Raw genomic sequence first — 19473 nt, 5'->3', positions numbered from 1 at the left:
CGACCGCGGGCTTGCGCGCCCGGCCGACCGGGGCGGAGCGGACGGCGTGAGGGAGTACGGCCGCGCCGTGCGCGCCGGTACTGCACCGGTGCGCTCTCCCCTCGGGCGATCGCGCCGGATTACGTTCGGTGGAGGAGGCGGCCATGGTGCGGCGATGGGTGCCGGCACTCGTGCTCGGCGGCGTGTGGTGGTGGGCCGTGCTGCGCCTCGTCCTGGAACCGGCGCACGCGGGGGTCGTCGAGGGTGCGGTGGCGGCGGGCGGCTGGGGGCTCAGCCTGCTGCCCGTGCACGTGGCCGCGACGGCCCGGCCGATCGGCATATTCGACGCCGGGACGCGTCTGCTCAGGCGCTGCGCCGACGGCGTGCGCGAGGCGGGACGGTCCTGGCGTACGAGGGTGGCTACGGGGCGGTCCTGGGCCCCCGGACGGGCGTGGCGGGCTACCAGGGCATGGCGACGCCGCCGTTCGGGCGGAGGATCTGGCCCGTCATGAAGGACGAGGCGTCCGATGCCAGGTGCAGCACCGTGTGCGCCACCTCGTCGGGCTCGCCGACCCGGCCCAGCGGCGCGACGCGCGCCATCGTCGCCTCCGCCCGGTGCTGCTGTTCGCTGTCGTGGCGTGCGGTCATGGGGGTGCGGATCCAGCCCGGGGCGACCGCGTTGACGCGGATGCCGTGCGGGCCCAGCTCGGTGGCCAGGGTCTTGGTCAGCTGGACCACGGCGGCCTTCGCCGCGCTGTAGCAGAGCAGGCCCGGGCCGGCGGAGTCCACCGCGCCCGAGGCCATGGTGATCAGTGAGCCGGGCGCGCCCCGTGCCACCAGGGTGCGGGCCACTTCCTGGCAGGCGTACAGCACCCCCTTGAAGTTGACGGCCAGCACCCGGTCGAGATCCTCGTCCGCGGTCTCCAGCACGGTGCTGGAGTGCATGATCCCGGCCACGGCCGCCAGTACGTCCAGATCGCCCGCGGCCGCGACGGCGGCCCGGACCCGGTTGCGGTCGGTGACATCGAGCGGATGGAGGTGGGCTTCACCACCTGCCGCGGTGATCAGCTCCAGGGTTTCCCGGAGGCCCTTCTCGTCCAGGTCGGCGCAGTGGACGGCGGCGCCCGCCTCCGCCAGCAGGACGGCGGTGGCGCGGCCGATACCGCCGGCGGCGCCGGTGACGAACGCGGAGCGGCCGGTGAGGTCGTACGCGGCGAGTGGCATGACCGGACCGTACGACTGGATCTGACGGTCCGTCAACTGTGGGGAGCGGGCCCGGTCTGGCAGTGGGGGCACCAGTACGTGGGGCGGGCGTCCTGCTCCGCCGTGCGGACGGGGGTGCCGCAGCGCAGACAGGGGCGGTGGGCGCGGCCGTAGACCCAGAGGTCGTCGACGGGACGCCGGGGGCGCGGCGCCGGGCCCGTTCCGGTACGGGGCCGGACGGCGGCGGTGGTGATCCGGACCGGGCGGTCCCGGTTGGCTTCGAGGAGCTGCTTGGCCGTCGTCACGAGGAGGGCGGCCGTGCGTGGCGGCAGTTCACCGACCGGCAGCCAGGGCGTGGCGCGGGCCATGAAGCAGAGCTCGCACTTGTAGATGTTGCCGATGCCTGCCAGGTTGCGCTGGTCCAGAAGGGCTTCGCCGAGCGGCCGTGCGGGGGCGGCGAGCAGATTCCGCAGCGCGAGGTCCGGGTCCCAGCCGGGTCCCAGCAGATCCGGGCCGAGATGGCCGACGGCCCGCTCCTCGTCCTCGGTCCGCAGCAGTTCGAGGACCGGGAGACGGTAGCCGACGGCCGTGTGCGTGGCGGTGGACAGGATCGCGCGGATCTGGTGCGCGGGCCCGCCGCGCCAGCGCTCGCCCTGCGCGAAGACCCGCCAGGCGCCGTCCATGCGCAGATGGCTGTGGAGCGTCAGACCGCCTTCGACGCGGGTCAGCAGGTGCTTTCCGCGCGCGGCGACCTCAAGGACCCCGCGGCCGCTCAGATCCGCCGTGGCGAACCGCGGCACGCGCAGATCGGACCGCGTGAGCTCCTGACCGGCCAGCGCGCCGTGGAGGCGCTTCGCGGTCTGCAGGACGGTGTCTCCCTCGGGCATGCCTCCATGATGCGTGGGATGGGCGGGGGCGGGGGCGTGGCACGGGAGCAGCCGGTTTGACGGGGCGCGGCCCGGTGGGGGCGGGGCGTGGCTTCGCGGCGGGCCCCGGTGTGTGCGTGTGGGGCGTGGTCCGGACGCGCGGAGGCGGTGCGTGCGGGCGCGGTGCGTGTGGGGCTGGGGCGGGATCCTGCCCCGGGCCCCTGTGTCAGGCGCGCAGGCGCAGCCCCCTGGGTGTGGCGAGGAAGCCCGCTGCCTCCAACGTGCGTCCGAGGGGGGAGGTCAGCGCCGAGACGCCGTTGACGCGCTCGACCGTGACCGTGCCGAGGGCGCCCGCGCGGGCCGCGGCGGCCAGTGCGGCGGCGGCCGCGCGGAGTGCGGGGTCGTCCGGATCGGCCGGCCAGGAGAGCAGGGTCTTGCCGCCGCGCTCCATGTACAGGGTCAGCGCGCCGTCGACGAGGACCACCAGGGCACCCGCCTTGCGTCCCGGCTTGTGCCCCGCACCGGCCGGCGGTTCGGGCCAGGGCAGGGCCGCGCCGTAGGCGTTGGCCGGGTCCGCCGCGGCAAGGACCAGGGCGCGCGCCTCGGCGCCCGGCTCCCGCCGGTCGAGCGCGGTGGAGACGGCGCGCAGCCGGTCGACCGCGCCGTCCATCGCGAACTGGGCCGCCCCCAGCCCCTCCACGACATAGCCGCGGCGCGCCTGCCCGTTGTCCTCGAACGCGGACAGCACCCGGTACGCGGCGGAGAAGCCGCCCTCCACACCCTCGGCCTGGACGGCGCCCCGGGTCACCACCCCGTGCCGGTCCAGCAGCGTGCGGGCCAGGGCGTGGGCCCGGTGCGTGGGCTCGGGGACGAGGGGCGGCAGCAGCGACCAGCGGCCCGAGACCGTGGGCGGCCCGGTGCGCGAGACCGGACGGGACGCGGCGGTCAGCGAGCCGTACCGTCCGCGCGGCACCGCGCGTCTCGCGCGGTGCGCGGTCGAACCCGCGGTCCGCCCGGAGCCCAGGAGCGCCCGCAGCGGGGCGAGCGTGTCATTGGTGAGCCGGCCCGACCAGGCCAGGTCCCACAGGGCGTCCGCCAGCTGCGGATCCGTGGCGTCGGGGTGGGTGGTCGCCCGGACCTGGTCGGCGATCTGGCGGAAGAAGAGGCCGTAGCCCCCGCCGAGAGCCGTCAGCACGGACTCGTGCAGGGCGCTGAGTTCGAGCGGATGCGGGGGCGGGAGCAACAGGGGCGCGCTGTCGGCGGGATAGAGGGCGAGCCAGCCGTCCTTGCCCGGGAGAGCGCCCGCTCCGGCCCAGACAACCTCGCCGGTCGTGGTGAGTTCGTCCAGGAGGGCCGGGGTGTAGCCGGCGACCCGGCCCGGCAGGATCAGCTTCTCCAGCGCGGACGCCGGGACCGGAGCGCCCTGCAACTGCTCGATCGTGCGGGCCAGTCCGTCGATGCCCCGCAGACCGTTGCCGCCCAGATGCTGCCACTGGGGCAGGAAGCCCGCCAGCGCCGCCGCCGGCACCGGCTCCAGCTCGTGGCGGAGCGCGGCGAGCGAGCGGCGCCGCAGCCGGCGCAGCACCGTGGCGTCGCACCACTCCTGGCCGATGCCCGCCGGATGGAACTCGCCCTGGACGATCCGGCCGGCGGCGGCCAGCCGTTGCAGCGCTCCGTCGGTGACCGCGGTCCCGAGACCGAAACGGGCGGCGGCCGTCGCGGAGGTGAACGGGCCGTGCGTCCGGGCGTAGCGCGCGAGGAGGTCGCCGAGAGGGTCCTTCAGCGGTTCGGTGAATGCCTCGGGGACACCGACCGGAAGCGCCGTGCCCAGGGCGTCGCGCAACCGCCCCGCGTCCTCGATCGCCGCCCAGTGACCGGCACCGGCGATGCGGACCCGGATGGCCCGGCGCGCGGACTCCAGCTCCGCCGCCCATCCGTCCTCCGCGCCGCGCGCCGCCAGCTCGGCGTCGGTGAGCGGACCGAGGACCCGCAGCAGGTCGGCGACGCCCTCGACGTCCTTGATCCGCCGGTCCTCGGTGAGCCACTGGAGCTCCTGCTCCAGCTCGGTCAGGACATCGGCGTCGAGCAGTTCGCGCAGCTCCGCGCGGCCCAGCAGCTCGGCCAGCAGACGGGAGTCGAGCGAGAGGGCCGCGGCCCGCCGCTCGGCGAGAGGCGAGTCGCCCTCGTACAGGAACTGGGCGACGTAGCCGAAGAGGAGCGAACGGGCGAAGGGGGACGGCTCCTGGGTGGTCACCTCCACCAGGCGGATCCGGCGGGCCTCCAGATCGCCCATCACCTCCGTGAGCCCGGGGACGTCGAAGACGTCCTGGAGGCACTCGCGGACCGCTTCCAGAACGATGGGGAAGGAACCGAACTCGGAGGCGACCTGAAGGAGCTGGGCGGCGCGCTGGCGCTGCTGCCACAGAGGGGTGCGCTTTCCGGGGCTGCGCCGGGGCAGCAGCAGCGCGCGGGCCGCGCACTCACGGAACCGGGAGGCGAACAGAGCGGAACCGCCGACCTGGTCCGTGACGATCTGGGCGATCTCGCCCTGGGCGAAGGCCACGTCGGCGGCGCCCACCGGCGGCTGGTCGCTGTCGAAGGCCGCCCCGGCCGGCGGGGGCGGAGCGCCTCCGTCCTCCGCCCCGGGGCTCGGCGCGGGGTCGAAGTCGAGGAGGTCCAGGCCCATCATGTCGGCGTCCGGCAGCCGCAGCACGATGCCGTCGTCGGCATGCATGACCTGGGCGTCCATCCCGTACCGCTCGGAGAGGCGGGCGCCGAGGGCGAGCGCCCAGGGGGCGTGCACCTGGGCGCCGAACGGCGAGTGCACCACGACGCGCCAGTCGCCCAGCTCGTCGCGGAAACGCTCCACGAGGACGGTCCGGTCGTCCGGCACATGACCACAGGCGCGGCGCTGCTCGTCCAGATACGCCAGCACGTTGTCCACGGCCCAGGCATCGAGCCCCGCGGCCAGCAGGCGGTGTCGGGCGTCCTCGTCGGACAGCCCGCCGAGCTCGCGCAGGAAGGCGCCGAGGGCCCGGCCCAGCTCCAGCGGGCGGCCCAGCTGGTCGCCCTTCCAGAACGGCAGCCGTCCGGGCACGCCCGGGGCGGGCGAGACCAGCACCCGGTCGCGGGTGATGTCCTCGATCCGCCAGGACGTCGTGCCCAGCGTGAAGACGTCGCCGACGCGCGACTCGTACACCATCTCCTCGTCCAGCTCACCGACCCGGCCACCGCCCTTCTTGGGGTCGGCGCCGGCGAGGAAGACCCCGAAGAGTCCCCGGTCGGGGATGGTGCCCCCGGAGGTGACGGCGAGGCGCTGGGCGCCGGGACGGCCCGTGACCGTACCGGCCACGCGGTCCCACACCACGCGCGGTCGCAGCTCGGCGAAGGCGTCCGACGGATAGCGGCCGGCGAGCATGTCGAGCACCGCGGTGAACGCCGATTCCGGCAGCGAGGCGAACGGAGCGGCCCGGCGGGTCACCGCCAGCAACTCGTCCACCTGCCAGCTGTCCAGGGCGACCATCGCCACCAACTGCTGGGCCAGCACGTCCAGCGGATTGGACGGGATCCGCAGCGCCTCGATGGACCCCTCGCGCATCCGCTCCGTGACCACGGCCGCCTGCACCAGATCGCCCCGGTACTTCGGGAAGACGACGCCGGTGGAGACCGCGCCCACCTGGTGCCCGGCCCGGCCGACCCGCTGCAGCCCGGAGGCGACCGAGGGCGGTGACTCCACCTGGATCACCAGGTCGACCGCGCCCATGTCGATGCCCAGCTCCAGGCTCGACGTGGCGACCACGGCGGGAAGCCGGCCCGCCTTCAGGTCCTCCTCGACCTGGGCGCGCTGCTCCTTGGAGACCGAACCGTGGTGGGCCCGCGCGAGCAGCGGAGGGGCGCCCTTCGCCGCGCCCGACTCCGCCATGATCTCGGCGGGGGAGTGGGCCTCGGGCATCGTCTCGCCCGTGGCGCGCTCGTAGGCGATCTCGTTGAGCCGGTTGCAGAGCCGCTCGGCGAGACGGCGCGAGTTGGCGAAGACGATCGTGGAACGGTGGGACTGGACGAGGTCCGCGATGCGCTCCTCCACATGCGGCCAGATCGACGGCTTCTCCGCCGGGGCCCCGGACTCCGGGTCGGCGGCGGGGGAACCTCCCAGCTCGCCCAGGTCCTCCACGGGAACGACCACCGACAGGTCGAAGCGCTTGGCGGACGGCGGCTGGACGATCTCCACCTTCCGCCGCGGCGAGAGGAAGCGCGCCACCTCGTCCACGGGGCGGACCGTGGCCGACAGGCCGATGCGCCGGGCCGGGCGGGGCAGCAGCTCGTCGAGCCGCTCCAGCGACAGCGCGAGATGGGCGCCCCGCTTGGTCCCCGCGACCGCGTGCACCTCGTCCAGGATCACCGTCTCGATACCGGCCAGGGCCTCCCGGGCCGAGGACGTCAGCATCAGGAACAGGGACTCGGGGGTCGTGATCAGGATGTCCGGGGGCCGGGTCGCCATGGACCGGCGCTCGGCGGCCGGGGTGTCGCCGGAGCGGATCCCCACCCGCACCTCGGGCTCGGGCAGCCCCAGGCGCACCGACTCCTGGCGGATGCCGGTCAGCGGAGAGCGCAGATTGCGCTCCACGTCGACGGCGAGCGCCTTGAGCGGGGACACGTACAGCACGCGGCAGCGCTTCTTCGCCTCGGCGGGCGGTGGAACGGCGGCCAGCCGGTCCAGCGCGGCGAGGAACGCGGCCAGGGTCTTGCCCGATCCGGTCGGCGCGACGACGAGGACGTCCGACCCCTCGCCGATCGCCCGCCACGCACCCTCCTGCGCGGCGGTGGGCGCGCTGAAGGCCCCCGTGAACCAACCGCGGGTCGCGGGGGAGAACGCATCGAGAGCGGAGCCGGTCATGTTCCCCATCGTGCACCCCGCCACTGACAACGGCTCCGACGGACGCGGCACGGGCGGGCCGCGACGGTCCCGCGGGACGCCCCGGCCCGGACCGGACTGCGAGAATCGGGGCATGGCCGAGGCAAGGGGAACGACGGAGTGGGCGCGGCACTGGCAGTACGCCGAGCTGCCCGGCCTCGACCTGCTCAGGGCCCGCTACGTCCGGCACGCCTTCCCGCGCCACAGCCACGAGGGCTATGTCATCGGAGCGGTCACCCAGGGCATCGAGGACGTCGCCCTGCCCGGCGGAACGGTCCACGCGGGCCCCGGCACCGTCGTCATGATCAACCCCGAGGTGCCGCACACCGCCAGGGCCGGCGTCCCCGAGGGCTGGGTCTACTCCACGCTCTACCCCTCCGCGCACGTGATCGACACCCTCGCGGCCGAGGTGACGGGTCTGCGCGGCACCGTCGGCTTCGGCGAGACCAGCGTGACCGATCCGTACGCGGCCCGGCTCGTCCGCGAGGTCCACCGGGCCGCCGAGGAGGGAAACGCACTGGCCGCCGACAGTGTGCTGCGGGTCCTGGTCACCCGCCTGCTCACCCGGTACGGCGGCACCCTGCCCGCCGTCACCACCGCGGCGGCGGGTGCCCGGGACGCGGCGCGCGCACGCGCGGTCCTGGAGGAACGGATGGCCCGGCCGCCGACCCTGGAGGCCCTGGCCCGTCAACTCGGCACCAGCCCTTTCGCCCTGTCGCGCGCCTTCAAGAAGGAGTACGGGATGCCCCCGCACACCTGGCTCACGGACGCCCGCGTACGCCGGGCGCGCAGGCTGCTCGACGCGGGCGCCCCGCCCGCCACCGCGGCGGCCGCCGTCGGCTTCACCGACCAGCCCCATCTCAACCGTCACTTCACCCGGATCGTGGGAGTGCCACCCGGCGCCTACCAGCGCGAACGCGCAAGAACGTACAAGACCGGACCGGACGAGCGCGGGTAGCGTGCCGGGCGTGGCAGAACAGACAGCACCCCCGCACGACGCAGCCGGACCGGCCGGCGCGACACCTCTCGCCGGAGACAAGCCCGACGCGGCCGTCGTACGCGACGCCCTCGGCGTCGGCGTGGCCGTCGGCCTCTCCGGTTTCGCCTTCGGCGTCACCTCCGCCGGATCCGGACTCAGCCTGCTGCAGACCTGCGCGCTCAGCCTCCTCGTCTTCACCGGCGCCTCCCAGTTCGCCCTGGTCGGCGCCCTCGCCGCCGGAGGCAACCCGTACACGGCGGCGGCCGGCGCCTTCTTCCTCGGCGTACGCAATTCGTTCTACGGGCTGCGGCTGTCCCAGCTCCTCGCGCTCCCGCGCTCCGTGCGCCCCCTCGCCGCCCAGTGGGTCATCGACGAGACGACCGCCGTGACACTGTCCCAGCCCACCCGCAGGGCCGCCCGGATCGGCTTCACCGTCACCGGGCTCACCCTCTACGTGCTGTGGAACCTCACCACGCTCGCCGGTGCCCTGGGCGCCGAGGCGCTCGGCGACACCGCCGCCTGGGGACTGGACGCGGCGGGCCCCGCCGTCTTCCTCGCCCTGCTCGCCCCGATGCTGCGGAGCACCACGGAACGCGTCACGGCCGCGCTCGCCGTCCTGCTCGCGCTCGGCCTGCTCCCGGTTCTGCCCGGAGGCGTTCCCGTCCTGCTGTCCGCCCTTGCCGCGCCCCTCGTCCTCTTCCTGGGCGGACGCGGCGGAGGCACGGGACGCGGAGGCACGGGACGGAGCCGTACGGCGCCCGCGGACACGGCGACGGAGGGCCACCGATGAACGTCTGGATCGCGATCGCGCTGACCGCCGTCGGCTGCTACCTCGCCAAGCTCCTCGGCCTGCTGGTGCCCGCCGGGGCGCTGGAACGGCCGCTCGTGCAGCGCCTCGCCGCCCTCCTGCCCGTGGCCCTGCTGGCCGCCCTCACCGCCCAGCAGACCTTCGGCGCGGGAACGCACCTGGTCGTCGACGCCCGGGGAGCGGGACTCGCGGCGGCGGCGGTCGCCCTGGTGCTGCGCGCACCCTTCCTCGTCGTCGTGGGCGTGGCCGTGGTGGTGACCGCCGGAGTGCGCGCCCTCGGATAGGCCGCGCCCACGGCCGTGCGGGCGCGGCCCCGCGTCAGTCCAGACCGCGTCCGTACGCCCGCAGCGTGTGCAGCGCCCGGAGCGTGACCAGGGGGCGCCCCTCCAGAGCGGTTCCCGGGGCCCACTGCCGCCAGGTCACCGGCCAGCCGCCGTCCGGCTGCTGCTCGGCCGCCAGATGGTCCAGCGCGCGTTCCGTCTCGGTGTCCGTGAACCACCGGCGCGCGAGCGACTCGGGCGCGCGGGCGTAGTCGTACGGAAAGTGCTGCTCGCCCGGCGCGTACCCCGGCGCGACCGGGTAGTCGGCGCGCTGCTCCGGATCCAGCACGACGAGCCGCTGGTCGCGCACCAGCCGGCCGAGCCGGTCCGCGGCCGCCTCGGCCCGCGCCCGGTCCGGCGCACCGTCGAGAAAGGCGACCGCGGCCTCGATCTCGTAGGGGTGCGACACCTCCAGGGCGTCGACGGCCGCCCAGCAGAAGTCCGTGGCCCGGAAGAGCCAGGCGTGCCACACCGAATTGCGGTGCAGCAGCCCGACGACCGGCCCGGTGGCCAGCAGCTCAGCCGGGGGATCGTCGACGACGGGGATGAACGGGGCGGCCGGGTAGCCGCGCTGCGAGGGAAGCAGTGCGGGTAACGCGCCCTCCTTGGTCGACACCTCCGTCAGATAGCGGCAGACGCGTTCCACCCGCGGCCCGCCGCAGCGGTCGATGGAATCGAGGACGCTCAGCGCGTGCGCGGTGTGCAGCGGCTGACTCACGGGGCCGCGCAGATCGGGTTCGAGTGCGTGCCCGTACCCGCCGTCCTCGTTGAGATAGGCGGCGAGCGCCGTTTCCACGGCGTCCGCGCTTCCGCCCAGGAAATGGTGGGCGAACCGCCGCTGTTCGAGGACACGGGCCGTGAGCCAGATGAACTGCTCGGCGCGGGCGAGGGGACTTGTTCCGGTTCCAGCCATGGACCGACCGTAGGGCGGTAAGCGCTCTCGGAAGGGCCGGGCGGCCCGGCTGCACTCTCAGGAGCGGGATACTGAAGGCATGCGGTTGACGATTTTCTGGGAACGGATGGCCGACCACTTCGGCGCCGGGTACGCCGACTCCTTCGCGAGCGACCACGTGATGGCCGAACTCGGCGGACGTACGGTCCGCCAGGCGCTGGACGCGGGCTGGGAGGCCAAGGACGTCTGGCGCGCGGTCTGCACGGCCATGGACGTCCCCGCCGACAAGCGCTGACGCACCGCCGCCGCCCGGCCCGGCGCGCGGTCCTCCGCCCGGGTCCGGGAGCCGGCCGCCACGGGAGCGTGGCACAGCTCCCACCGGGGTGCGCGCCGGAGTGCCGCGGCGGTAGGCGAGACTTGCTCCGTGGCACCGACAGACGAGACAGCTCAGACCCAGACGCCCCTCGGCCCGCCCGTCCCGCCGGCCGCGCCACCGGTCCCCGCGCCCGGCCCCGGGCGCGCCCGCATGCCCGCCTGGCTGCCGCGCGCCATGGTGCTCGCGCTGGCCCTCTACGCCTGCTTCCGGCTCGGCAGCTGGGCGTTCGACCAGCTCATCGGGCTGCTGATCAATGTGCTGATCGCCTTCTTCCTGGCGCTCGCCATCGAACCCGCCGTGAGCCGGATGTCCGCGCGCGGCATGCGCCGCGGCTTCGCCACCTTCCTCGTCTTCCTCGCTGTGCTGATAGCGAGCGCGGGCTTCGTCGTCCTGCTCGGCTCGATGCTGGCCGGCCAGATCGTCGACATGGTCGAGGACTTCCCGAAGTACCTCGACTCGGTGATCAACTGGATCAACCAGACCTTCCACACGGAGCTCTCGCGCGTCGAGGTGCAGGACAGCCTGCTGCACTCCGACTGGCTCCAGAAGTACGTCCAGAACAGCGCGACCGGTGTGCTCGACGTGTCCACGACCGTCCTCGGTGGGCTGTTCCGGCTGCTGACGATCTTCCTGTTCTCGTTCTACTTCGCCGCGGACGGGCCCCGGCTGCGCCGCGCGCTGTGCTCCGTGCTGCCGCCCGCCCGCCAGGCCGAGGTGCTGCGCGCCTGGGAGATCGCGGTCGACAAGACCGGCGGCTACCTCTACTCGCGCGGACTGATGGCGCTGGTCTCCGGGATCGCCCACTACATCCTGCTGCTGGCCCTCGGCGTGCCCTACGCCCCGGCGCTCGCGGTCTGGGTCGGCCTCGTCTCGCAGTTCATCCCCACCATCGGTACGTATCTGGCGGGCGCCCTGCCGATGCTGATCGCGTTCACCGTCGACCCCTGGTACGCGTTGTGGGTGCTGGGCTTCGTCGTGGTGTACCAGCAGTTCGAGAACTACATGCTCCAGCCCAAGCTGACCTCGCGGACCGTCGACATCCATCCGGCCGTCGCCTTCGGGTCGGTCATCGCCGGCACGGCGCTCATGGGCGCGGTCGGCGCGCTGATCGCGATCCCGGCCGTGGCCACGCTGCAGGCCTTCCTCGGGGCCTATGTGAAGCGGTACGACGTCACGGACGACCCCCGCGTGCAGGGCCGTCACCAGTGGCGCCGCGGCGAACCCCTGGCCGTGCGACTGCGCCGGCTCTGGCACACGCCGGAGCCGGAGGGCCGCACCGACGGTTCCGACGACGGGGATGGTCCCGACGGCGCGGACGGCCGGGGCAGCGGTGACGGTGGGAGCAGTGGGAACAGCCGGAGAGCCGGCGACGGTGACGGCCCGGTGGGGCCGGGTACCGGCTCCTGACGCCCGGAACGTCCGGGTTTACGGCGTTACGCTGGGGGCGACCCGGCGCGGCGTGGTGCGCTTGACACCAAAATCGAACATCCATTCTCATGGGATTCCGGCCGGGATTTCCCGGGCCCGACCGTGGAGTTGTCCACAGGCCGGGAGGACGTCGAGGCCCATTGTCAGTGGCAGGGGTTAGCGTCTTTGACGTGAAGCGATCGACTCAAGCAAATCGGGTGGAACCCATGGCAGGAACCGACCGCGAGAAGGCGCTGGACGCCGCACTCGCACAGATTGAACGGCAATTCGGCAAGGGCGCGGTGATGCGCCTCGGCGAGCGGCCGAACGAGCCCATCGAGGTGATTCCCACCGGGTCCACCGCGCTCGACGTCGCGCTCGGCGTCGGCGGGCTGCCGCGCGGCCGCGTGGTGGAGGTGTACGGACCGGAGTCCTCCGGCAAGACGACCCTGACACTCCACGCCGTGGCGAACGCGCAGCGCCTGGGCGGCTCGGTGGCCTTCATCGACGCGGAGCACGCGCTCGACCCGGAGTACGCGAAGAAGCTCGGCGTCGACATCGACAGCCTCATCCTCTCCCAGCCGGACAACGGTGAGCAGGCCCTCGAAATCGTGGACATGCTCGTCCGCTCGGGCGCGCTCGACCTGATCGTCATCGACTCCGTGGCGGCCCTCGTCCCGCGTGCGGAGATCGAGGGCGAGATGGGTGACTCGCACGTGGGTCTCCAGGCCCGCCTCATGAGCCAGGCGCTCCGGAAGATCACCAGCGCGCTCAACCAGTCCAAGACCACCGCGATCTTCATCAACCAGCTCCGCGAGAAGATCGGTGTGATGTTCGGCTCGCCGGAGACCACCACCGGTGGTCGCGCGCTGAAGTTCTACGCCTCGGTGCGCCTCGACATCCGCCGGATCGAGACGCTCAAGGACGGCACCGAAGCGGTCGGCAACCGCACCCGCGTCAAGGTCGTGAAGAACAAGGTCTCGCCGCCCTTCAAGCAGGCCGAGTTCGACATCCTCTACGGCCAGGGCATCAGCCGCGAGGGCGGCCTGATCGACATGGGTGTGGAGCACGGCTTCGTCCGCAAGGCCGGTGCCTGGTACACCTACGAGGGCGACCAGCTCGGCCAGGGCAAGGAGAACGCGCGCAACTTCCTCAAGGACAACCCCGATCTCGCCAACGAGATCGAGAAGAAGATCCTGGAGAAGCTGGGCGTCGGCGTCCGGCCCGACGCGGACCCCGCGGCGCCCGCCGCGGACGCGGCAGCGGCGGCCCCGGCCGACGGTGCGGCGAAGACCGCGGCGGCCACGACCGGCAAGGCCAAGCCGGCCAAGACGGCGGCGGCCAAGAGCTGACCCGGTGACGCGTCGCACGGAGTGGCCGGAGAGCGCCGAACCCGGCCGGGGCAACGGCCCCGCGTCCGCCGACGGACATCCGTACGGATCCGACGGCGAGCCCGGCCCCGCCCGCGAGCAGGCTCCACGGGCCCGCCGCGGCAGGGGGACGGGTCCGGGGGCCGGGTTCGGTGAGGGAGCGGGACGCCGTGCCCGCTCCCGGTCCAGAGACAGCGGCTCCCCCTCCTCGTCGAGGGCCGAGCAGGGGGAGCCGCGCGATCCGGTCGAGCAGGCGCGAGCGATCTGCCTGCGCCTGCTCACCGGGACCCCGCGCACCCGCAAGCAGCTCGCGGACGCGCTGCGCAAACGGGAGATCCCGGACGAGGCGGCCGAGGAGGTGCTGTCGCGCTTCGAGGACGTGGGGCTGATCGACGACGCCGCGTTCGCCGGGGCCTGGGTGGAGTCCCGGCACCACGGACGGGGGCTGGCGCGGCGCGCGCTGGTGCGCGAGCTGCGGACCAAGGGGGTGGACGCGGCCCTGATCGACGAGGCCGTGGGACGGCTCGACTCCGAGCAGGAGGAGGAGACGGCCCGGGAGCTGGTCGCACGCAAGCTCCGGTCCACACGGGGGCTGGACCGGGACAGGCGTCTGCGCCGCCTTGCGGGCATGCTCGCCCGCAAGGGATACGGGGAGGGCATGGCCCTGCGGGTGGTGCGCAGGGCACTGGAGGAAGAGGGCGAGGACACCGAGGGGCTGGACGAGCCGTTCTGACGGACGGGGAGATCGCGGGGGTACAACGGGGGTAGACCGGGCGCCCGGGGGGCGTGGGACCGGTGCCGGAGCGGTGGCTCGCGGGGCTACTGACCCGCGCGGGCCGCGCGGGCGATGGTGGCGTCGATCAGGGCGAGCGCGTCGGCGGCCGTGCGATCGGGGTGACGGTTCCACGGGCCGATGAGCCCGGTCCACCCCTGGGCGCGGAGTTCGGCGATCATCCAGGCACCGGCCCGGTCGACGGTGTGCGCCGAGCCGTGGCCGAGGCGGTGGGCGGTGAGCATGGCCCCGCAGATGCAGCGGGCCCCCCGCGCGTTGCGGAGCCGGTAGGGGGTGTTCTGCCAGCCCCATTCGGTGAGGATGCGCCGGGCGTGGGCGAGGTGGACCGAGGGCGGTACGTCCGGCCGACCGATCCGCCGCCAGCTGTGCAGCCGGTCGGGCAGCATCGCGCCGAGCCGTCCGGGCAGGGGGCGTGCGGGCGGAACAGCGGGGGGCAGGGCGCGTTCAGCGTCGGCGACGAGCTGCTCCACGGGCACGGACAGCAGGGACCGCCAGCCCTCCGGCGAGACCGGGGATGCCGAGGTGCCCTGGGAGGCGGCGGGGTGCGGGGGCGGGCACGGGGCCCCGTGACTCGGGGGACCGGGCTCGGCCGGTGCCGGGTGCGGGGGCTCGGGGCGGAGGGGGCCGGAGCCGGCGGGGGAGGGGTGGGCGGGGGCGGGAACGGAGACCTCGTCCCAGCCGGTGACGACCCGCTGCCAGGCCTCCGTGTCATGGAGGCGGGCGGCCTGGGCGTCGAGGTCCTCGGGGGTGAGGGCGGTGGTCGGCATGGGTGCGGGCTCCCCGTCGTAGCGGTCCGGTGGGAATCGGCCCGGTGCGGCCGGCGGCGCGTGGCGGCCCCGGCCCGGTGCGGTCCCCGGCGTTGAGGCGAATGTCCGTCCGGTTCGCCGCCGGTTCCACCGGAGCGAGGCCATACGGGTGTGTCATGACGCGTTCCGGGGATCGGGGCGGGGGAGGCAGCAGAGCCCGGGGCCGGCCGGACCGGGGCTCCGGGGCGCTCGGGGGTGCGGCGCGGAGGAGCGGCATGCGGGGGATAACCCCCGTACGCAGACGCCGGAGCACTCCAGTGCACAGACATCTGTGCACACGGCAGTGTGTGGGGCATGCCAGAGAAGCCCGGTGGTACCGAGATCAGTGAGCTGGCGGCCCTGAAGGCCCTCGCCCAGCCGCGACGCCAGCAGATCCTCCAGCACCTCACGCTGCACGGCCCCGCGACCTCCGCGATCCTGGCCCGCGCCCTGGGCCTGAACACCGGCGCCACCAGCTACCACCTGCGCGAACTGGCGCGGTACGGCTTCGTGACCGGTGCCGAGGCACCGCGCTCGGAAACGACGACCGGCCCGGCCGCGCGCCGGGCCCGGTGGTGGCGGGCGGTTCCCGGCGACCTCCGGTTCCCGCCGCCGTCCCGGCGCACCCCGGGGATGCGGGCCGTCATGGAGGAGCTGAACCACCACGCGTACGCCGCCGACCTCGAACTCTTCGAGGGGCTCCAGCGGGAGAGCGGCGCGGCGGCGGACGGCGCCGGCACCGACGACTGGGCCGACGCCCACGCGTACTCGCGCGGTGCGCTGCGGCTCACGCTCCCCGAGGTCAGGGAGTTCTTCGAGGAGTACATCGCCCTGATGAACCGCTACAAGCGCCCCGAGGGGGAGATCCCGCCGGGCGCCCGCACCGTCCACACCCGGCTGCTCGCCTTCCCCGAACCCGCCGACGGTCCGCCGCCGCCCACCGGGGCCGTACCACCGGCCGGCGAGGCCGAGCCCCACCACGGATCCGCGCCCCACCCCCACGCGTTACCGGACGCCCGAGGCGTCTCCACGGACGACAACGACGGAAGAGAGACGGACGCATCATGATGCTGCGCTACGCCCTGCGGACGATCCGCCACCGCAAAGGGGGGTTCCTCGGCGCGCTGCTGGCCCTCATGTGCGCCGCCGCCCTCGTCACCGCCTGTGGCACCCTGCTGGAGACCGGTCTGCGCGGCCGGATCGCGACCGAACGCTACGCGGCGACCCCGCTGGTCGTCTCCGCCGACCAGAACGTGCACCGCACCACCGTGAAGCACAAGGGCAACGGGAAGACGAAGGTCAAGCACAAGGCCAAGGCGGTCGCCGAACGGGCCTGGCTGCCGGCCGCCACCGCGGCTCGGATCCGGGGTCTGGAAGGGGTGCGCGCGGTCGTTCCCGAACTGACCTTCCTGGCCGAGCCCCTGGGGCCGGCCGCGGAGGCCGAGGACGACGACCGCTCCACGTACGGGCACGCCTGGGAATCCGCCCGGCTTACTCCCTTCGCCCTGACCTCCGGCCGTGCCCCGGCGGGCGACGGCGACATCGTGATCGACCGGGACTTCGCCGGGCGGGCCGGACTCACGACCGGGGACCGGATCACCGTGCAGTCCACACAGTCCCCGCGTACCTACCGCGTCAGCGGAATCGCCGCCCCCACGGGCGGTGCCGAGCTGAGCCGGCAGACCTCCCTGTTCTTCTCCGCGGCCGAGGCCCGGCGCCTCGCCGCCCGCCCCGGCCAGGTCTCCGCACTCGGCGTCCTGCCCACGGCGGGCACGGACACGGCCGATCTGAAGCGGCGGGTCACGGACGCACTCAAGGGCACCACCGCCCAGGTCTCCACGGGAGACGACCGGGGCCCGGTCGAGTTCCTGGACGCCGCGGGCGCCCGGATCAAGCTGGTGTCCATGGGCGGGGCGATGGGTGGCACCTCGCTCCTGGTCGCGGTGCTCGTCGTCGTCGGAACCTTCGCGCTCTCCGTCCAGCAGCGCCACCGCGAGCTGGCCCTGCTCCGCTCGGTCGCCGCCACCTCGCGCCAGATCCGCGGCCTGCTCGGCCGCGAGGCGCTGGTCGTCGGGGCCGTCGCCGGCGTGCTGGGCGCCCTCGCCGGACTGCCGCTCGCTGGATGGCTGCACGGCAGGTTCGTCGACGGCGGTGTCGTGCCGCGGACCCTGGAGCGGTCGGCCGGAATCCTGCCCGCCCTCGCGGCCGTGGCCGTCACCCTCTTCGGCGCCTGGGCCGCCGCCCGGATCTCCGGCCGCCGCATCGCCCGCCTCCGGCCGGCCCAGGCCATGGCCGAGTCCGCCGTCGAGCGCCGCCGCCCGGCCCGCGGCCGGACCCTCGCCGGACTGCTCCTCCTGGCCGGCGGCGGGACACTCGTCGGCGTCCTGAGCATCCTGCACACCGAGGCCGCGTCGACCCCCGTCACCTTCCTCGCCGTGGTGGTCCTGGCCGCGGCCGTGTCCCTGCTCGGTCCGTTCCTGGTCCGGACCGCCGCCTTCCTGCTGGGCGGGCTGCTCCGGGCGACCGGTCACACCGGGGCGCTGGCCGCCGCGAACATCCGCGGGAACTCCGCCCGGATGGCCTCCGTCGTCACCCCGCTCACCCTGCTCATCGCCATGACCTGCACGGTGCTGTTCGTCCAGCCCACCCTGGGAGACGCCGCCCTGGCCCAGGCCCGGGAGGGCACCCGGGCCACCTGGGTGCTCGGTGCGCAGGGCCCCGGCGTCCCGTCGGCCGCCGCCGAGGCCGTGCGGACCACCCCCGGCGTCACCGCCGCGACCGAGGTCGTCCGCACCACCCTGCGCGTCGGACTGGAGAAGTACCAGGCCCAGGGCGTCACCCCCGAAGGGCTCTCCCGCACCTGGGACCCCGAGGTCACGGGCGGGTCCGTCGACGCCTTCAGCCGTAACCCCCGCTCCGTCGCCGTCAGCGAACTGGCCGCCGACCGCCTCGGCCTGCGCCCCGGCAGCGATCTCGCGCTCCACCTGGGCGACGGCACCCCGGCCACGCTCGAGGTCGCCGCCGTCTACCGGCGCGGCCTCGGCTTCGGCGACCTCACGCTCCCGCACGACCTGCTCGCCGCGCACATGGACAACCCGCTGGCCGCGACCGTCCTGGTCGCCGGGGACGCCGGCCGGACCGAACTGACGGCCGCGCTGAAGAAGTTCCCCGGGGTCGCCGTCGTCACCCCCGCGACCGCCGACCGGCTCCAGGCCGACCGCCAGCAGGAGAACGCCGGGATCAACCTGCTGGCCATGGGACTCGTCCTGGCGTTCACCGCCATCGCCGTCGTCAACACGCTGGCCATGTCGGTCTCCGAGCGGTTCCGGGAGTTCGCCCTCCTGAGGCTGGCCGGGGCGACCCGCCGCCAGGTGCTGCGGATGCTGCGCACCGAGGCGCTGTCGGTCCTGACCGTCGCCACGGCCCTCGGCTCCGCCATCGCGCTCGCCGTCCTCACCGCCTTCAGCGTCGGCATGACCGGCGGAGCGGCCCCCTCCGTGGTCCCTGCCGTCTACGCGACCGTGATCGGCGCCGCCGCCCTGCTGGCACTGATCGCCACCGCGCTGCCCGGCCGGATGGCGCTGAAGGGCCTGGCGGTGGATGCCGTCGCCAGCCGCTGAACACCGCACCCCCGGCGGGGCTCCCGGTCATTCCTCGACCGGGAGCCCCGCCGCGCGCCATGCCTGGAAGCCACCGATCAGATCCGTGGCCCGGTGCAGCCCGAGCCGGTGCAGGGATTCGGCGGCGAGGCTGGACGCGTACCCCTCGTTGCAGATCACCACGACCCGGATCCCGTGGTCCACGGCCTCCGGCACGCGATGGCTCCCGTCGGGGTCGAGCCGCCACTCCAGTTCGTTCCGCTCGACCACCAGGGCGCCCGGGATCAGGCCGTCCCGCTCGCGCAGCGCGGCGTAACGGATGTCCACGAGGAGGGCGCCCCGGTCGGCGGCGGCCCTGGCCTCGTGCGGGCCGAGCCGTTCGTAACCGGCCCGCACTCGTTCCAGCAGCGCGTCGATGCCCATCGGTCCGTCTCCGTTCCGGTGCCGCGCGGCACTCACTGCCAGTCCTCGGGGATCTCGGTCTGTTCGAGCCGGAGCACCGCGCCCGTGCGGCTGTAGCGCCGGATCCGTGGCAGCGGCGGATAGTACGCGTGGACGGAGACGGCGTGCTCCGTGGCCGACTCGTTCAGCACCTCGTGCACATGGTGGCGGCCGAAGGCCCGCCCCTGGCCGGCCGTCAGTTCGCGGGTGCGGTCGATGCCCTCGGACAGTTCCAGGGTCTTCCAGCCGTCGGTGGGCAGCCGGGCCGCGAGCGAGTGCTCCCGCAGGGTGCCGGCGGCGGTGAGGAAGGCGCCCCTGGAGTCGGCGTGGTCGTGCCAGCCGGTCCCGGTCCCGGGCGGCCAGCCGATCAGCCAGGCCTCACTGCCCCCGGGTCCGTCCAGCCGGATCCAGGTGCGGCCCTCGGGGTCGAGGGGGAGCGAGGCGACGAGCGCGGTGTCCGCGGCGGTGCGGCGGACGAAGTCGAGCAACTGTGCGGCGTCCGGGCCGGTCACGGGCGGACGCACGGGGACGGGGGAGAGCGGAGCAGACACGGGAACCGTCCTGGGAGTTCGCGAGGGTGCCCCGGCCGTGCGCCGTGAAAGGCGGCGGCGGAGCGGGGAAGGGCGAATCAGCAGGACGGGCGACACACGCAGCCCGCGTAACGGAGCAGGTCCATATGGACCCTCCGCCACAGGCGCACATCGGTGTCGGTCATGACCGGGAGTAGACCATGTGCGCCCGCG

At 74.3% G+C, this 19473-nt stretch carries 18 protein-coding genes; 10 read left to right on the top strand and 8 right to left on the bottom strand.

Translation table 11 applies throughout. From position 1 onward, the window contains the following. Positions 1-143: 143 nt before the first annotated feature. The gene (locus tag ACFVDM_RS29010) at positions 144-491 is read left to right on the top strand and encodes a hypothetical protein (protein WP_383646619.1); all 348 of its coding nucleotides are present in this window, start codon (positions 144-146) and stop codon (positions 489-491) included. Here ACFVDM_RS29010 and ACFVDM_RS29005 read toward each other — a convergent pair. From ACFVDM_RS29005 to ACFVDM_RS28995, 3 genes are all read right to left on the bottom strand, one after another. Continuing rightward, positions 439-1203 (bottom strand): SDR family NAD(P)-dependent oxidoreductase, encoded by a 765-nt coding sequence (locus tag ACFVDM_RS29005; protein ID WP_383646616.1) that lies wholly within the window; start codon positions 1201-1203, stop codon positions 439-441. The genes ACFVDM_RS29010 and ACFVDM_RS29005 overlap by 53 nt on opposite strands. 32 nt (positions 1204-1235) lie before the next feature. Further along, positions 1236-2069 carry a DNA-formamidopyrimidine glycosylase family protein gene (locus ACFVDM_RS29000; RefSeq protein WP_383646613.1) on the bottom strand — a complete coding sequence of 278 codons (834 nt, stop codon included), beginning with the start codon at positions 2067-2069 and terminating at the stop codon, positions 1236-1238. 205 nt (positions 2070-2274) lie between these two features. Next, positions 2275-6942, bottom strand: a complete 4668-nt coding sequence (locus ACFVDM_RS28995) for a DEAD/DEAH box helicase (RefSeq protein ID WP_383646610.1) — start codon at positions 6940-6942, stop codon at positions 2275-2277. A 112-nt stretch (positions 6943-7054) separates the two neighbouring features. Here ACFVDM_RS28995 and ACFVDM_RS28990 point away from each other — a divergent pair, with 112 nt between their 5' ends. Genes ACFVDM_RS28990 through ACFVDM_RS28980 form a run of 3 tightly spaced genes read left to right on the top strand, consistent with a single transcriptional unit; the run spans position 7055 to position 9031 of the window. Further along, complete coding sequence (locus tag ACFVDM_RS28990) at positions 7055-7918, top strand: AraC family ligand binding domain-containing protein (protein ID WP_383646607.1); 864 nt, start codon at positions 7055-7057, stop codon at positions 7916-7918. A gap of 10 nt (positions 7919-7928) precedes the next feature. Then, positions 7929-8729, top strand: a complete 801-nt coding sequence (locus tag ACFVDM_RS28985) for an AzlC family ABC transporter permease (protein WP_383646605.1) — start codon at positions 7929-7931, stop codon at positions 8727-8729. Further along, positions 8726-9031, top strand: coding sequence for an AzlD domain-containing protein (locus ACFVDM_RS28980; RefSeq protein ID WP_383646602.1), 306 nt, complete (start codon positions 8726-8728; stop codon positions 9029-9031). Before ACFVDM_RS28985 ends, ACFVDM_RS28980 begins: the two co-directional genes overlap by 4 nt. A gap of 34 nt (positions 9032-9065) precedes the next feature. On the opposite strand, the gene ACFVDM_RS28975 is transcribed toward ACFVDM_RS28980, so the two are convergent. Continuing rightward, positions 9066-9980, bottom strand: a complete 915-nt coding sequence (locus ACFVDM_RS28975) for a hypothetical protein (RefSeq protein ID WP_383646599.1) — start codon at positions 9978-9980, stop codon at positions 9066-9068. A gap of 79 nt (positions 9981-10059) precedes the next feature. Here ACFVDM_RS28975 and ACFVDM_RS28970 point away from each other — a divergent pair, with 79 nt between their 5' ends. From ACFVDM_RS28970 to recX, 4 genes are all read left to right on the top strand, one after another. Further along, the gene (locus ACFVDM_RS28970; RefSeq protein ID WP_383646597.1) at positions 10060-10254 is read left to right on the top strand and encodes a DUF3046 domain-containing protein; all 195 of its coding nucleotides are present in this window, start codon (positions 10060-10062) and stop codon (positions 10252-10254) included. A 231-nt stretch (positions 10255-10485) separates the two neighbouring features. Continuing rightward, the gene (locus ACFVDM_RS28965) at positions 10486-11742 is read left to right on the top strand and encodes an AI-2E family transporter (RefSeq protein WP_383646671.1); all 1257 of its coding nucleotides are present in this window, start codon (positions 10486-10488) and stop codon (positions 11740-11742) included. 227 nt (positions 11743-11969) lie between these two features. Continuing rightward, positions 11970-13094 carry a recombinase RecA gene (recA, locus tag ACFVDM_RS28960; RefSeq protein ID WP_383646592.1) on the top strand — a complete coding sequence of 375 codons (1125 nt, stop codon included), beginning with the start codon at positions 11970-11972 and terminating at the stop codon, positions 13092-13094. Positions 13095-13098: 4 nt separating this feature from the next. Then, on the top strand, positions 13099-13845 hold the full coding sequence (gene recX, locus ACFVDM_RS28955) for a recombination regulator RecX (protein WP_383646589.1): 747 nt from the start codon (positions 13099-13101) through the stop codon (positions 13843-13845). An 86-nt stretch (positions 13846-13931) separates the two neighbouring features. Here recX and ACFVDM_RS28950 read toward each other — a convergent pair whose 3' ends face one another. Then, the gene (locus tag ACFVDM_RS28950) at positions 13932-14672 is read right to left on the bottom strand and encodes a hypothetical protein (protein ID WP_383646586.1); all 741 of its coding nucleotides are present in this window, start codon (positions 14670-14672) and stop codon (positions 13932-13934) included. A 333-nt stretch (positions 14673-15005) separates the two neighbouring features. Between ACFVDM_RS28950 and ACFVDM_RS28945 the strand changes: the two genes are divergently transcribed. Both ACFVDM_RS28945 and ACFVDM_RS28940 read left to right on the top strand, forming a co-directional pair. Next, a complete protein-coding gene (locus tag ACFVDM_RS28945) occupies positions 15006-15758 on the top strand; it encodes an ArsR/SmtB family transcription factor (RefSeq protein ID WP_383646583.1) in 753 nt (250 codons plus the stop codon). After that, entirely contained in the window at positions 15755-18310 is a 2556-nt protein-coding gene (locus tag ACFVDM_RS28940) for an ABC transporter permease (protein ID WP_383646580.1), read from the top strand. Before ACFVDM_RS28945 ends, ACFVDM_RS28940 begins: the two co-directional genes overlap by 4 nt. 27 nt (positions 18311-18337) lie before the next feature. On the opposite strand, the gene ACFVDM_RS28935 is transcribed toward ACFVDM_RS28940, so the two are convergent. From ACFVDM_RS28935 to ACFVDM_RS28925, 3 genes are all read right to left on the bottom strand, one after another. Further along, positions 18338-18712 (bottom strand): rhodanese-like domain-containing protein, encoded by a 375-nt coding sequence (locus ACFVDM_RS28935; protein WP_383646577.1) that lies wholly within the window; start codon positions 18710-18712, stop codon positions 18338-18340. 32 nt (positions 18713-18744) lie between these two features. Next, positions 18745-19281 (bottom strand): cysteine dioxygenase, encoded by a 537-nt coding sequence (locus tag ACFVDM_RS28930; RefSeq protein ID WP_383646574.1) that lies wholly within the window; start codon positions 19279-19281, stop codon positions 18745-18747. A gap of 77 nt (positions 19282-19358) precedes the next feature. After that, complete coding sequence (locus ACFVDM_RS28925) at positions 19359-19445, bottom strand: putative leader peptide (RefSeq protein ID WP_311307652.1); 87 nt, start codon at positions 19443-19445, stop codon at positions 19359-19361. Between the last annotated feature and the right edge of the window lie 28 nt (positions 19446-19473).

Source organism: Streptomyces sp. NPDC057682 (assembly GCF_042799575.1).
In the GTDB taxonomy this organism is placed as follows: Bacteria; Actinomycetota; Actinomycetes; order Streptomycetales; family Streptomycetaceae; genus Streptomyces.
This window is presented reverse-complemented; position numbering and strand designations above follow the sequence as displayed.

Bases quoted from the DNA above. Each gene is read 5' to 3' on its own strand.
- ACFVDM_RS29010 (WP_383646619.1), top strand. From the start codon at position 144: ATGGTGCGGCGATGGGTGCCGGCACTCGTGCTCGGCGGCGTGTGGTGG.
- ACFVDM_RS29005 (WP_383646616.1), bottom strand. From the start codon at position 1,203: ATGCCACTCGCCGCGTACGACCTCACCGGCCGCTCCGCGTTCGTCACC.
- ACFVDM_RS29000 (WP_383646613.1), bottom strand. From the start codon at position 2,069: ATGCCCGAGGGAGACACCGTCCTGCAGACCGCGAAGCGCCTCCACGGC.
- ACFVDM_RS28995 (WP_383646610.1), bottom strand. From the start codon at position 6,942: ATGACCGGCTCCGCTCTCGATGCGTTCTCCCCCGCGACCCGCGGTTGG.
- ACFVDM_RS28990 (WP_383646607.1), top strand. From the start codon at position 7,055: ATGGCCGAGGCAAGGGGAACGACGGAGTGGGCGCGGCACTGGCAGTAC.
- ACFVDM_RS28980 (WP_383646602.1), top strand. From the start codon at position 8,726: ATGAACGTCTGGATCGCGATCGCGCTGACCGCCGTCGGCTGCTACCTC.
- ACFVDM_RS28975 (WP_383646599.1), bottom strand. From the start codon at position 9,980: ATGGCTGGAACCGGAACAAGTCCCCTCGCCCGCGCCGAGCAGTTCATC.
- ACFVDM_RS28970 (WP_383646597.1), top strand. From the start codon at position 10,060: ATGCGGTTGACGATTTTCTGGGAACGGATGGCCGACCACTTCGGCGCC.
- ACFVDM_RS28965 (WP_383646671.1), top strand. From the start codon at position 10,486: ATGCCCGCCTGGCTGCCGCGCGCCATGGTGCTCGCGCTGGCCCTCTAC.
- recA (WP_383646592.1), top strand. From the start codon at position 11,970: ATGGCAGGAACCGACCGCGAGAAGGCGCTGGACGCCGCACTCGCACAG.
- ACFVDM_RS28950 (WP_383646586.1), bottom strand. From the start codon at position 14,672: ATGCCGACCACCGCCCTCACCCCCGAGGACCTCGACGCCCAGGCCGCC.
- ACFVDM_RS28945 (WP_383646583.1), top strand. From the start codon at position 15,006: ATGCCAGAGAAGCCCGGTGGTACCGAGATCAGTGAGCTGGCGGCCCTG.
- ACFVDM_RS28940 (WP_383646580.1), top strand. From the start codon at position 15,755: ATGATGCTGCGCTACGCCCTGCGGACGATCCGCCACCGCAAAGGGGGG.
- ACFVDM_RS28935 (WP_383646577.1), bottom strand. From the start codon at position 18,712: ATGGGCATCGACGCGCTGCTGGAACGAGTGCGGGCCGGTTACGAACGG.
- ACFVDM_RS28925 (WP_311307652.1), bottom strand. From the start codon at position 19,445: ATGACCGACACCGATGTGCGCCTGTGGCGGAGGGTCCATATGGACCTG.